Origin of the sequence: Cyclobacterium xiamenense, assembly GCF_009467825.1 — a bacterium.
Classification (GTDB): Bacteria; Bacteroidota; Bacteroidia; order Cytophagales; family Cyclobacteriaceae; genus Cyclobacterium; species Cyclobacterium xiamenense.
In genome coordinates this window covers 1-12,770 of the sequence record NZ_WIOK01000035.1, presented here as the reverse complement: position 1 = coordinate 12,770, position 12,770 = coordinate 1, and the positions used below count along the sequence as shown (strand labels likewise).

Genomic DNA, 12,770 nt, shown 5'->3' with positions numbered 1-12,770 from the left:
GCATGAAACGGATCCCTTCAATACTCTTTTTGCTTTCGTTTGGCTGGCTGGTATCCTGCCAATACACCTTCCCGGAAGCACCCGTATCAGCCCCAGATTCCGGAGAGGCTGATTTCAGTAAAATGATCACCATCGGTAGTTCAATTACGGCGGGCGTAATGGACGGCGCTTTGTACAACCGTTCTCAGCAAAACTCTTTTGCCGTCATCCTGGCAGAGCAAATGAAGGCTGCCGGAGGAGGAGCGTTCAATGTACCTGAGATAGATGCCGAAGTAGGTTCCTTTATTTTAAGTCCGCCTGGCCAACTCTTGGGAAGACTCATATTGCGCGTAAACGGCGGGTCGATTACCCCCGAACCCATTGTACCGGGTAATCCAATTGGGCCCTTTACCGGAGACAAATCCAGTATCAATAATTTTGGTGTCAACGGGATTTCCCTGGCAGGTGCCTTGTTTCCAGAAGCCGGCGACAGTGGCAATCCCAACCACCCGCTGTTCAATCCCCATTATGCTCGATTTGCCAGCAATCCCGGCACCTCTACGCTGGTCGGAGATGCGGCAGCTGCCCTCGCAGATGGGGGCACCTTTTTCGTGTTCTGGTTAGGTAAAAATGACGTGCTCCCATTTGCCATTGCGGGAGGGGCAGTCCCCGAATTATTGACCGATGATCAGGATTTTTTACAAGCCTACCAAACCGCTTTGGGCGCCATGCTCCGGGCAAACCCCGAGGCAAATGGGGCCGTTGGCAACATTCCCGACCTCAATTCCCTGCCCTTCTTTAGTACCGTCCCCTGGAACGCGCTGCCCCTCTCTTCTGCACTTGCCTCCCTGGCTAATGGCGCCTATACCCAATACAATCAGGTGTTGGATGGGGTTCAGCAATCCGGCCTTCTCAGCGAATCGGAAAAAGACCTCCGGCAAATTACGTTTACCGCCGGCCAAAATGGTTTCGTCATCGAAGATAAAACGCTCACCGATCTACGGGAGCTCGGAATTCCCTCCATACGACTGACCAACGCCCAGGATAAAGTAAGCCTGACTGCTGCGCAGGTGCTGGGGCAGGTAGTGGGCGGCAACGCTTCCGCCATACAAGGCGTTACCATTCCATTAGGCGATCAGTTTGTCTTGTTGCCTTCCGAACAAGCCCTGCTTGCCGAGAAGATAGATACTTTTAACCAGATCATCCAGTCTGCGGTCGCTTTGGAACCGGATCGGTTGGTACTGGTAGATGTACGGGATCTGATGAATCGGGTTGCAGAGGGTACTGTCAACGCAGGTACTGTCCCACTTTCCAATTCCATCATTCCTCCAAACGGAGGCTTCTCCACCGATGGCATTCACCCAAACGCCCGAGCTAACGCTTTTCTGGCCAATCACTTTATCGAAGCCATCAATCAAAAATGGGGAAGCACCATTCCGTTAGCAAATCCCAATGCCTACATGGGAAACGATCTTCCCCGGTAATCCGTGCGTACGGGTGTCCTCATATTGGCCGCGGGCAACTCCAGCAGACTTGGGAAACCAAAACAATTGGTAGCATACCGCGGTACTTCCTTGCTTCAGCAAACAGTAACGATGGCTCTAAAATTGAATTGTGGACCAGTAATTGTGGTTGAAGGTGCCTACTGTTTTGATCTACCTGCTCAGCCTGGGCTCATTACTGTACGCAACATGGCCTGGAAAAAAGGGATGGGAAGCTCGATAAAAACCGGTTTGTCTGCGCTGGAAGTCGACCCATCGATTGATCAGCTGCTGATTCTACTTTCCGATCAACCGCTAGTGCCAATAGCCCATTTAAAAGCCCTGTTAGCGAAAAAAGCGCATACAGCGTATCCCATGATCGCTACCTTTTACAAGAATTCCTACGGGGTTCCAGCCCTTTTCGATCGGGCTTGTTTTCCGGATTTGCATCGTCTGGAGGACGGGCAGGGTGCAAAAAAGCTATTTCAAGCCAAACCTAATGCGATTGACTGGGTACCCCTGGAAGCAGCCAGGATAGACATTGACACGCCCGAAGATGTACAGGCGCTAAACGAATCGAACTGGAAACATTTTGACTAAACTTTGCTCCATTTCCGGATGCGATAGCCTCTGAACGCGTAAAACATCAGGTATAGATAGCAGGGAATCAGCACTCCGTACGCCTCCCGCAATCCGATGGTGTCGGCGAGGTAGCCGTACACCATGGGCAAGATGGCATTGCCGCAAAGGCCCATGATCAAAATGGACGCCCCCAACTTCGTGAATTTTCCCAGCCCATCCAGGGCAAGGGGCCATATCCCTGCCCATACAAGTGAGTTGGCCAGGCCGAGCAATACGACGAACCAAATAGAAATATCCACCTGCATGCCCAGAAACGACACCTCCCCTCCCAGTCCAAGGATGCATGCCGTAAACAACAGCCCCATGGTTGTAAACGATTTAAGGACCGTCACCTGGGACAGGTAACGTGGAATCACGATGATTCCAAAAATATAACCGGCGATCATGGCCGCCAAGGTGTAGGAAGGAAACACTTTTGCGTCGAGCAGGGATATATCCATGGAAATGGCGTAGCTCATGATGGTATCAATGGCGATCACCTGTGTCCCCACGTGCAGAAAAATTGCGAATGCCCCGAGGATCAAATGGGGAAATTGAAGGATGTAGGATTTATTGGCATTCGCCTGAGAGACGGCTTCGCTCTCATTTTCGGTATTGATCTCGGGCAAGGGGGAAATACGAACCAAAATACCCAAAAGAACCAAAACAGCACCTACAACTGCATAGGGAACCATCACCCTGCGAACCAATTCATCCAGAAACTGATCTTTTTCCGATACGTCCATCATGGGAAGTTGCGAAATAATCTGATCGTCCGATACCCGAAGGATAACCGCCGCAAAGATCAGCGGTGCTAAAATCCCAGCTCCTTTATTCAAAATACCCATGATGCTGATTCGCTGGGCAGCACTTTCCTGGGGACCGAGGATGGTGATGTAGGGATTGGCAGCGGTCTGCAAAACCGCCAAACCTGCTCCGATCAAAAACAGTCCCAAAAGAAACAGTTCGTAGGTCCTGCCCATGGCTGCCGGGAGAAAGACAAAGGCGCCCAACGCCATGACCCAAAACCCTACCATCATTCCCTTTTTAAAGCCTACGGCTTTTAGTAAGTACGAGGCTGGAACGGAGAAAATAAAGTAGGAAATATAAAAGGCAAAGGCTACCAGGTAGGACTGGAAGTTATTCAACTCACAGGCAATTTTGAAATACGGGATCAAAATAGCATTTACCCAGGAAACGAATCCAAAGATAAAGAACAAGCCACCAATGATTGCGATGGACTGATAGGTTTGCCGCTGGCTTAGCGCACCTACTTCTACGGTTTGGGTTTTGGGCATGATGGGGCTTGGCTACTCGCTTAGGGCTGTGGAAGAAGGCAAAAGTGAAGCAGAAGCCTCGTCCAGGTACAGGGAACAATCCGGATGCTCCTGCAAAATACTCGCTGGAAACCTGGGATCCGGCGCATGTTCCAGGCAGGCTTTTACCGCAGCGGCCTTGCGGGAATCCGGTACGGAACAAATGATTTTCTTTGCTTTCATTATCTGGCGAACCGACATGCTGATGGCTTGCGCCGGTACGGCTTCCAGATTGGGAAACCAACCTTCTCCGAACTGCTGTTTTCGACAAGCTTCATCCAGGTCGACAACCAGGTAGGGCATTTCCGTTTCAAAATCCGCCGGAGGATCATTAAAAGCCAAGTGTCCATTTTCCCCAATACCAACCAGCGCCACGTCAATCGGATGTTTTTGAATCAGTTCGCTGAGCCGCTTTGTTTCCTCCGCAGGATCCTTTTCCCCATCGATCAGGTAATAGGCCTTAAGGCCAGGCACCTGGTCCAGAAATCGCTCTTTGAGGTATTTTCTAAAACTGGCCGGATGACTCATCGGCAATCCGAGGTATTCGTCCAGATGAAACATTGTGACCTTTGTCCAGTCGATAGCTGTCTGCGCCAATAGCTGCCTCAGGGTTTCAAACTGACTGGTGCCAGTGGCGAGGATGATAGTAGCGCTGCCGTGTAATTCTATGGCGGATCGAATCGCTTCTGCAGCCTGAATTCCGGCAGCATTTCCCAGGGCTACCGGGTCTTTGCGTTTATAAATTTTCATTCAAACAAATTATAATTAAACCAAGCGTTCAAAATGGGGTAAAAACCATGGATTTCCAAATGGATTTCGGTTCGTGGCGATTATTTCCTGTCAGCCGGGGTATCAGACGGCAAGGATATTGGTCGTCCCACCCTTGGTCAATTCCACGTCTACGGGTGTATTTTGCTTCCAGGCCCCGCGGGTAAAATCCGGTACATCGATCGCCCCGCTCCTATTGGCTACAGACCATTCGCTTAACGGGCCGATGGAACTCCATGCAGCCGCATCGTATACATCCATATCCAGGGGAATACCGTTGCGCAGGCAATCAATCATTCGCCAGTCCATTAGGAAATCCATCCCGCCGTGACCGCCAATTTGCCGGGCCAATTCCCCGATTTTTTTTACGATGGGCGGTTGGAAGTTTTCCTCCAATGCCTGCATGGCTTCCGCTGATAGCCAGCCTTCGTGCCCTTCGGAGATTTTTCCCGGCTCCGGGTATTTTTGCGCATAGGCTTTGGTTCCACTAATGGTATGCAAACGAGAATAGGGCCTGGGTGAGGTGACATCGTGCTGCAACAAGATGGTTTTTCCGAGCTGGGTTTTGATGGTGGTGGTGTTCATGTTACCCCGGTAACTTTTGCCGGCAAATTGCTTGTAAAAAGCGTCTCGTTCGGCAAGCTCTCCGGCCATTTTTCCCATCATAAAATCCCGGCTGGACACCGACACCAGGTAGTCCATTCGGTCACCGCGGTTGATATTCATGATCTGCGCAACCGGGCCCAACCCATGGGTGGGATAAAGACTGCCATTGCGCATATTCTGTTTGAGTCGCCACATATCGAAGTACTTCGTTTTGGAAAAATTCCCCTCCAAAATGTCGTGGATATACGCCCCTTCACCGTGAATGATTTCCCCGAAATACCCCTGACGGGCGAGATTTAAGGTAAGAAGCTCGAAAAAATCATAGCAGGTGTTTTCCAGCATCATGCAATGTTTGCGGGTTTTTTCAGAGACCTCTACCAATTGCCAGCATTCCTCCAGGGTAATGGCTGCGGGCACTTCGGTCGCTGCATGTTTGCCCTGCTCCATGGCATAAACGGCCATGGGTGTGTGCAGGTACCAGGGAGTGGCAATGTAAATTAAATCCAGATCTTCCCGCTCACACATTTGCTTCCAGGCATCTTCCGTGCCCGTATAGGTGGCGGGTTCGTGATTGGTCTTTTCAAGAAGCTGCTCCACATGGCGGATACGTTCCGGGCGTAGATCGCACAGTGCCTTGATTTCTACTCCTTCGATTTTACTCATGCGAACCACCGCTCCAGGTCCCCGGTTTCCGAGTCCCACAAAACCAATGCGCACGGTATCCAATGCGGGAGCTGCGTACCCGCTCATGTTGACGTTTGCCGGATTACGCGTGGTATTCGTTCGTCGTGTGGCTCCGGTTGATTCTGAGGACCAACCCGATAGCGCCGAAAGGCCTGCCAAACTTCCTATTTTTAAAAAGGTTCTCCGATTCTTTTTCATACCCATTATTTGTCGTTGATTACCAAAATGCATTCAGCTGTCTCCTTTTTTTTGGAGATGCAGAAATTAAAAATACTTTTAAATTCCAAATAAATAAAATAAATTGGAAGGATTCCATCCAAACTTAAGATAATCGGATAAAAACTCACCATTCACCTAATATTGTAATCATGAGTATTTCTTCTTCCAGCGAGATCCGAAAAGATCCGGAAATGGGTTCTCCTGTCTCGGCTGCTCCTACTGCTTCCAAACGTCTGCTATCAATTGACGCCCTCAGGGGATTTGACATGCTGTTAATTGCGGGGGGAGGGACCTTTCTTGTCTTACTCAAAGGAAAAACAGGAATCGGTGCCGTCGATTGGATCGCCAATCAACTTACGCACCCGGCCTGGAATGGCTTTACGTTTTATGATTTTATTTTTCCACTGTTTCTATTTATTGCTGGTGTATCCCTGACCTTTTCGCTGAACAAAGGAAAGTCCCTGGGCCTGTCGAATGGTACGCTGTACCGAAAAACCTTCGTCAGAATGATTGTGCTGATCCTATTGGGGATGCTGTACAAAAACGCTCCCGTTCCTTTTTTTGAACCTGCCCAAATTCGACTGGGAAGCGTTTTGGGAAGAATCGGGCTGGCTACTTTTGTGGCTACCTGGTTTTACCTGAACATGGGTTTTTACAAACGGCTGGCCTCCGGTATGGTCATTTTGCTGCTTTATTACGCCGCCTTGTACCTGATACCGGTGCCGGGATACGGAACCGGAGACCTGAGTTTTGAAGGCAATCTGGTTGGATGGTTTGACCGGACCTTTCTTCCGGGGCGATTGCATCAGGTGACCTACGATGAATTGGGAATCTTGACCCAATTTCCTGCACTTTGTCTAACCCTTTTTGGAACCCTGGCCGGGGAGGTAATCGGAAAAGCCTGGTTGGACAAGCGAAAAGGAAGCTACCTGGCCATTGGTGGAATTGCCGGCATTGCACTGGGGCTACTTTGGGGATTGCATTTCCCTATCAACAAGCACCTTTGGTCTAGTTCGTTTATCCTGTTGACCACAGGAATGGCTTTCTTGTTTCTGCTGGCTTTTTACTGGGTCATCGATGTGTGGAAAATTAGAAAGTGGGCCTTTTTCTTTCAGGTAATCGGCTTGAACTCGCTAACCATTTATTTTGCGTACAGCTTCATTGACTTTGGCTTCACCAGCAGGAAACTATTTTATGGATTATACGCCCCATTACCGGAGGAATGGCACGCTGTTTTTCAGGCTTTCGGTGCATTCTTATTGGTATGGGTATTCCTCTATATCCTGTACCGACTCAAGCTATTTGTGAAGGTTTAGCGAGCGGCAGATCGCAGCTGGTGCAAAGCCATGGCCGCTGCAATGCCCATCAGCGCTTCGGATTCCTCCGTGGTAAATTCGTAGGGATCTTTTTTGGCAATCCCCAAGGTGCCAAAAAGTTTGCCTTGCCAAAGCATGGGTGCGGTGATGGCGCCCTCTACTTTGGTGTCTTTGGCGCCTGGACGTACCACGCCTGATTCATCCGTCTGAAGGTTACATACCTGCACCGCTTCTTTCCGCTCGGCAGCGATACCGGCCATCCCCTTCCCTACCGGGATGCGGCTCATTTTCGGTAATAAAAAATCGGGAATACCTTGCATGGCTTTCAATTCCAACTCGTCGGAAGCCGGTTCCAGTGTGTGCAGCGTCCCGGTGACGCAATCAAACAGCGAAAGGGTTTGTTCCAACCATGCTTGCCAATCCGCATGTGGCGCGTTTTTTATGGATTCAATAAAGTCTTCTGTGTTCATGGATTCGGTGTATTTGGGGTTCTCGATTGGTTATACCTGCAATTATAGGGATTTTCTTCCTTCCTTTTGCCCGGAATTTCATAATTTCGTCAAAACAACGACGGAAGGAATGCAACTTTTTTTTGAGGAACAAATTAATGGAGAAACCTTTGACCTGAAGGAAAAGGAGTCCCATCACCTGGTCAAGGTGTTGCGAAAAAATGCGGGAGACACCGTGCTTTTCACCAATGGGAAAGGCTCTTTTTTTACCTGCATGATCGAAAGCAATCATCCAAAAAAATGTCGCCTGAAAATCATCGAACAGGAGTTTAGTCCTCCGGAAAAATTCCATATCCATCTGGCCATCGCTCCAACAAAAAATACAGATCGGATCGAATGGATGTTGGAAAAAATTACCGAAGTGGGGTTTAATGAAATTACCTTTCTGAAAACCACCCATATTGAGCGAAATCAGGTCAATCTGGATCGCCTTTCAAAAAAAATTGTTGCGGCCTGCAAACAAAGCTTTAAAGCCTGGCTGCCTGAGATGAACGAAATGAGATCGTTTGAGGAGTTTGTATCCGATAAAACTTTTGAAACCTACGAACGATACATTGCCTATCTGGACACAGACAATACCAGCCATTTGCTGGAATTGGCAAAACCTGGCCGCTCATATCTTGTTTTGGTCGGACCTGAGGGAGATTTTAGCCCGGGAGAAATCCGGCAGGCGCTGGACATGGGCTACAAATCCTGCTCCCTGGGCAAACACCGGTTGCGAACGGAAACTGCCGGATTGGTGGCCGTACACACGCTGCACTTGGTCAACGTGTCCAAAGGCTAATGGCAGGCGGAAGGTACATAAACCTATTCACGACCTGGAAATGCGCTTCGATATACACCTACTCTGCCTTATTTGCATCCATTACCACCTCCCGACTCAGGTGGCCATTACGGTAGGGATCCGGCCTTGAAACAGTGGGCAAATCCTGCATTAAGAGGGGTATAGGGAATCGTAATACCGGAGAGCCCGATCCAAATCTTCGGGCACATCGATGGCAATGGCCTGATGACTGGTCTCTACCATCTTTATCGCGTAGCCGTTTTCCAGCAAACGCAACTGTTCCAGCATTTCCACCTTTTCCAGCGCTGATTTTTCCCAGGAAGTAAATTTCATCAACAGCGCTTTTTTGTAAGCATAGATACCGATATGCCTGAAATAATCAGGGCTGCATTCCTCGTTGCGTTGGTAGGGGATTGGCGAACGGCTAAAGTAGAGGGCGAAGTTACGGGCATCGGTGACTACCTTCACAAGGTTTGGGTTTTGCACCTGGTCCCTGTCGGAAATCCGTGCCATTAGGGAGGCTACGGATACCCTGTCGTCTGTAAAGGCGGCAACCAAATCGGAGAGGGATTTTTTATCCTGAAAGGGCTCATCCCCCTGAACGTTTACGATAAGGTCAGCATCCAGGGATGCCGCAGCTTCGGCAATTCGGTCGGAGCCACTTTCGTGCTCCCGGAGACTGCGGTATACCTGCCCCCCTTCCCGTTCGATTGCAGTGGCGATGTCCGGATGGTCGGTGACCACCCGGACCTCATCAAACACACCGGTGGCCAGGGTGCTCAGGTATGTTCGGGCGATCAACGGCTTCCCCCTCAAATCAACCAACAATTTGGCTGGAAAGCGGGTGGCGCCAAATCGTGCAGGAATTAGTGCAACGGTTTTCATTTATTTGAATTACTGGTTTAACTTTATCCCTGAATAGGAAATGTGCTCCTTTTGCCCAACGTGCGGAAAAATCCGTTTCATCGAAAAAAGGTTAAACAAAACTAATCATTTTTAATCCAATTGAAGTTCTAACCTTTTAAAAAAGGAAGCGTTTCTAAAAGGACTACGTGTAAACTAACAAACAAAAATGAGACGAACACTTACCAGAATGGTGCTATTGGGCGCATGGATGCTACTTTCCGTGTCGTTTTCCCAGGCACAAAGCGATGATTACGTAAGAGAAAATTACGTGAAAGCCGAATACGACATCCCAATGCGGGATGGGGTAAAACTGCGCACCGTGGTATACAGTCCCAAAGACACCTCGGTGAAATACCCCTTTCTGATGCAGCGAACGCCCTACAACGCCGGCCCCTATGGAGAGGGGACCATGCGTAACACGCTTGGCCCTTCCCCGTTTCTTATGGAAGACGGTTATATTTTTGTTTACCAGGATGTACGCGGCCGCTGGATGTCGGAAGGTCGGTACGATAACATGCGGCCAACCGTAGGCGAACGCACGGGCGATCCAAACGAAATCGATGAAAGCACGGACACGTACGATACGATTGAGTGGCTACTTGAGAATGTAAGCAATCATAATGGAAAAGTAGGACAATGGGGAATCAGCTATCCCGGCTTTTACAGTGCAGCGGCCCTGCCCTACGCCCACCCGAACCTGCTAGCCGTTTCTCCTCAGGCACCCATCGGCGATTTTTACTTTGATGATTTTCACCACAATGGTGCCTATTTTCTGAGTTACTGGTTGGCGACTTCCGTTTTTGGATATCAAAAAGAGGGACCAACAGACGAAGCCTGGTACGAAATGGTCAACCCCGGCACCAACGACGGTTACCAGTTTTTTATGGACATGGGTTCCCTAAAAAACGCAGACAACTACTACGGCACGGATAATTTCTTTTGGCAACAACTAAAATCCAATCCGGATTACAATGATTTCTGGCAAAAACGGAGCATCATCCCCCATTTGACAGACGTAAAACCGGCAGTGATGGTCGTGGGTGGCTGGTTTGACGCGGAAGACCTGTATGGCCCACTTACGATATACAAGACCATTGAAAAAAACAATCCCGACACCTACAATACCCTGGTTATGGGCCCTTGGTCCCATGGGGATTGGTCCCGGGAACGAGGCCATCAGACCGTGTCCAACATGTATTTTGGTGATTCCATTTCCACCTGGTACCAAAAAGAGGTAGAATATACATTTTTCACCCATTTTCTAAAAGGAGAAGGGGATAAGAATACGCGCCTTCCTGAGGCCTATGTATTCAATACGGGCACCAACGAATGGGATCAATTCGATACCTGGCCGCCAAAAGAAAGCAGCTGGGAAAGCTTTTTTCTACAACAAAACGGCGGGTTATCAACCGATTTACCCGAAGGTAACCGCTTCTCCTCCTTCGAATCCGACCCAGCCAATCCGGTTCCCTATACACAGGATATCAAATTAACCTTTACCCCGAGAAAATACATGGCCGACGATCAGCGCTTTGCCGCGAGGCGACCCGATGTACTGACATTCGAAACACCTGTGCTAGATGAGGACCTTACGGTAGCCGGCGAGGTACTCGCTCAACTTAAAGTAGCTACCTCTCAAACGGATGCCGATTGGATTGTCAAGGTCATAGATGTATTTCCAGGGGACTACCCCAACCACGAATACGTTTTAGACGGCGTTGACATGGGAAATTACCATCTCATGGTGCGTTCTGAGGTGATACGGGGTAGGTACCGGGAGAGTTTTTCCGATCCGAAACCCTTTGTGCCCGATCAGATTACGGATGTGGATTTTAAACTCCAGGATATATACCATACCTTCAAAAAGGGCCACAAACTTCAAATTCAAATCCAGAGCACCTGGTTTCCACTGATCGATCGGAATCCCCAAAAATACGTGCCCAATATATTCGAAGCCGAAGACAGTGACTTCGTCAAAGCCCTCCACAAGGTATTTCATACGGAGGACTTTCCCAGTAAAATCAACCTGATGGTTTTGCCTTCGGGTAAATAATTGGAAACTTTCGCGCGGATTTCCGCGTACAACACGTATTCGGCTTGGAAAAATTGTTATTTTACATCCGATAAAAACAGCGTATATACCTATGAAAACGACAGAGAAAGAAATCGTCACCTTAAAAAGGTCCTTACTAATCGACACCGAGAATAAGCTCAATAAACAAGTGGAAATGGAAGGGAAATCCTCTGCCTACTACTTGTCCATGGCCTCCTGGGCAGATATGCAGGGGTTTACCAATTCAGCCCGATTCCTCTACGATCATGCAGAAGAAGAACGGGGTCACATGCTGAAACTGTTTCGCTACATCAACGAAGCCGGTGGACATGCCATTCAACCAGAGATAACGTCCATACGCCAGCACTTCAATTCGCTGCGGGAAGTATTCGAATTGATTCTGGAACACGAAATCGAAGTCACCAAATCGATCAACACAATCGTTGACCATTGCTTCAATGTGAAGGATTTTGCAACCTTCAGTTTCATGCAATGGTACGTCACCGAACAACGTGAGGAAGAAACGCTGGCAAGAAGAGCCCTCGAGATATTTGACATCATCGGAGAGGAAGGGATTGGTCTATGGACCATTGATCAGGAATTGGGCAAATTGCACGCCACTACCGATAGCCAACCTTGATTTACTAGCAGTTTCTGTAATAGACCCTTTAGCGTATTTCGTCCTAAAGGGTCTTTTTTTTATTTTTCCCATACAGCATTGGGGAAATGGCTTAATTTTTGACGAATTCGTTTTAATCTTCTTAATTAATTGGTATATTTCACTTAACAATAACCCAATAACCATGAAAAAAATATTCCCTATATGGATGGTATTGTTTTCAACGTTGGCAGGTTTGGGATTTGCCCAAATACCGGATATCGTAGAAGTCGAGCCATTTCCTGAACGCGCACAAAAATCCACTTCCCAAAAGGACCTGGAAGGGCTTTGGGAGTTGAGTTACATCTACGACAAGTTCAAGCCTTTTGATGAACTATTTCCGGACAAGAAGCCCACGCTCTATTTTGATACCGTTAACAAAACAGCGGTGGGCCATACCGGCTGCAACATCTTTAGCATCCTTACCTATTTGGAAGGAAACGGTATTGATGTTTTGGGATTTCAGGGAATGACTGAAAAATGGTGCGAGGGAGATGGTGAAGACATTTTTTTAACCGTACTCAAGTCCGCACACACCTTTAAAATCGACGACGAAGGAACGCTTTCGTTTTCCTGCGGCAATCTGGAAATCATGAAGATGAAGAAACTGGACGATAACCAAAGTCATCCTTTTTCTATTCCAAAAATTCTGGCCTTAAACCGTCCTTCGCTTTATTAAGCAAGGTTTGCTATTGGTAGAGGTTACATGTGCCCTGTACTGCCCAGTTGTACACGATGACTGGCCCAAAAAACCTTTGCCTATGAATTCAGCTAGTGTTATGTTAATCGTAAATTGACGGATAAAGTCTTTTTAATTTTATCCTTGAATCGGCAGTAGTGAACTGCCAATTTATCTTATTGTTTTTATTG

General features: G+C 48.3%; 12 protein-coding genes. 7 read left to right on the top strand and 5 right to left on the bottom strand.

Annotated features, from left to right (window positions below):
* Positions 1-2: 2 nt before the first annotated feature.
* Positions 3-1,463, top strand: coding sequence for a hypothetical protein (locus GCU44_RS19755; RefSeq protein WP_154858953.1), 1,461 nt, complete (start codon positions 3-5; stop codon positions 1,461-1,463).
* A 3-nt stretch (positions 1,464-1,466) separates the two neighbouring features.
* On the top strand, positions 1,467-2,060 hold the full coding sequence (locus GCU44_RS19750; RefSeq protein ID WP_154858951.1) for a nucleotidyltransferase family protein: 594 nt from the start codon (positions 1,467-1,469) through the stop codon (positions 2,058-2,060).
* Here the strand turns inward: GCU44_RS19750 and GCU44_RS19745 are convergent.
* The 3 genes from GCU44_RS19745 to GCU44_RS19735 form a co-directional block, all read right to left on the bottom strand.
* Positions 2,057-3,379, bottom strand: a complete 1,323-nt coding sequence (locus tag GCU44_RS19745; protein WP_154858949.1) for a sugar MFS transporter — start codon at positions 3,377-3,379, stop codon at positions 2,057-2,059. The two genes, GCU44_RS19750 and GCU44_RS19745, sit on opposite strands and share 4 nt — an antisense overlap.
* A gap of 12 nt (positions 3,380-3,391) precedes the next feature.
* Positions 3,392-4,147 (bottom strand): glucosamine-6-phosphate deaminase, encoded by a 756-nt coding sequence (locus tag GCU44_RS19740; protein WP_154858947.1) that lies wholly within the window; start codon positions 4,145-4,147, stop codon positions 3,392-3,394.
* 102 nt (positions 4,148-4,249) lie between these two features.
* Positions 4,250-5,653 carry a Gfo/Idh/MocA family protein gene (locus tag GCU44_RS19735; RefSeq protein WP_154858945.1) on the bottom strand — a complete coding sequence of 468 codons (1,404 nt, stop codon included), beginning with the start codon at positions 5,651-5,653 and terminating at the stop codon, positions 4,250-4,252.
* Between the two features lie 170 nt (positions 5,654-5,823).
* Between GCU44_RS19735 and GCU44_RS19730 the strand changes: the two genes are divergently transcribed.
* Positions 5,824-6,990, top strand: a complete 1,167-nt coding sequence (locus tag GCU44_RS19730; RefSeq protein WP_174238279.1) for an acyltransferase family protein — start codon at positions 5,824-5,826, stop codon at positions 6,988-6,990.
* Here GCU44_RS19730 and GCU44_RS19725 read toward each other — a convergent pair.
* Positions 6,987-7,460, bottom strand: a complete 474-nt coding sequence (locus tag GCU44_RS19725) for a GAF domain-containing protein (RefSeq protein ID WP_154858943.1) — start codon at positions 7,458-7,460, stop codon at positions 6,987-6,989. The two genes, GCU44_RS19730 and GCU44_RS19725, sit on opposite strands and share 4 nt — an antisense overlap.
* A gap of 109 nt (positions 7,461-7,569) precedes the next feature.
* On the opposite strand from GCU44_RS19725, the gene GCU44_RS19720 reads away from it, so the two are divergent.
* Positions 7,570-8,283 (top strand): 16S rRNA (uracil(1498)-N(3))-methyltransferase, encoded by a 714-nt coding sequence (locus tag GCU44_RS19720; protein ID WP_092178775.1) that lies wholly within the window; start codon positions 7,570-7,572, stop codon positions 8,281-8,283.
* A gap of 150 nt (positions 8,284-8,433) precedes the next feature.
* On the opposite strand, the gene kdsB is transcribed toward GCU44_RS19720, so the two are convergent.
* On the bottom strand, positions 8,434-9,168 hold the full coding sequence (gene kdsB, locus GCU44_RS19715; RefSeq protein ID WP_154858941.1) for a 3-deoxy-manno-octulosonate cytidylyltransferase: 735 nt from the start codon (positions 9,166-9,168) through the stop codon (positions 8,434-8,436).
* 187 nt (positions 9,169-9,355) lie between these two features.
* On the opposite strand from kdsB, the gene GCU44_RS19710 reads away from it, so the two are divergent.
* The 3 genes from GCU44_RS19710 (at position 9,356) to GCU44_RS19700 (ending at position 12,579) form a co-directional block, all read left to right on the top strand.
* On the top strand, positions 9,356-11,242 hold the full coding sequence (locus GCU44_RS19710; protein WP_154858939.1) for a CocE/NonD family hydrolase: 1,887 nt from the start codon (positions 9,356-9,358) through the stop codon (positions 11,240-11,242).
* A 91-nt stretch (positions 11,243-11,333) separates the two neighbouring features.
* The gene (locus GCU44_RS19705; protein ID WP_092178740.1) at positions 11,334-11,882 is read left to right on the top strand and encodes a ferritin; all 549 of its coding nucleotides are present in this window, start codon (positions 11,334-11,336) and stop codon (positions 11,880-11,882) included.
* A gap of 163 nt (positions 11,883-12,045) precedes the next feature.
* Complete coding sequence (locus GCU44_RS19700) at positions 12,046-12,579, top strand: META domain-containing protein (protein ID WP_154858937.1); 534 nt, start codon at positions 12,046-12,048, stop codon at positions 12,577-12,579.
* Positions 12,580-12,770 lie beyond the last annotated feature (191 nt).

Coding starts and splice junctions, on each gene's coding strand:
- kdsB (WP_154858941.1), bottom strand. CDS start 9,168: ATGAAAACCGTTGCACTAATTCCTGCACGATTTGGCGCCACCCGCTTT.
- GCU44_RS19730 (WP_174238279.1), top strand. CDS start 5,824: ATGAGTATTTCTTCTTCCAGCGAGATCCGAAAAGATCCGGAAATGGGT.
- GCU44_RS19735 (WP_154858945.1), bottom strand. CDS start 5,653: ATGAAAAAGAATCGGAGAACCTTTTTAAAAATAGGAAGTTTGGCAGGC.
- GCU44_RS19705 (WP_092178740.1), top strand. CDS start 11,334: ATGAAAACGACAGAGAAAGAAATCGTCACCTTAAAAAGGTCCTTACTA.
- GCU44_RS19745 (WP_154858949.1), bottom strand. CDS start 3,379: ATGCCCAAAACCCAAACCGTAGAAGTAGGTGCGCTAAGCCAGCGGCAA.
- GCU44_RS19740 (WP_154858947.1), bottom strand. CDS start 4,147: ATGAAAATTTATAAACGCAAAGACCCGGTAGCCCTGGGAAATGCTGCC.
- GCU44_RS19725 (WP_154858943.1), bottom strand. CDS start 7,460: ATGAACACAGAAGACTTTATTGAATCCATAAAAAACGCGCCACATGCG.
- GCU44_RS19700 (WP_154858937.1), top strand. CDS start 12,046: ATGAAAAAAATATTCCCTATATGGATGGTATTGTTTTCAACGTTGGCA.
- GCU44_RS19755 (WP_154858953.1), top strand. CDS start 3: ATGAAACGGATCCCTTCAATACTCTTTTTGCTTTCGTTTGGCTGGCTG.
- GCU44_RS19710 (WP_154858939.1), top strand. CDS start 9,356: ATGAGACGAACACTTACCAGAATGGTGCTATTGGGCGCATGGATGCTA.
- GCU44_RS19720 (WP_092178775.1), top strand. CDS start 7,570: ATGCAACTTTTTTTTGAGGAACAAATTAATGGAGAAACCTTTGACCTG.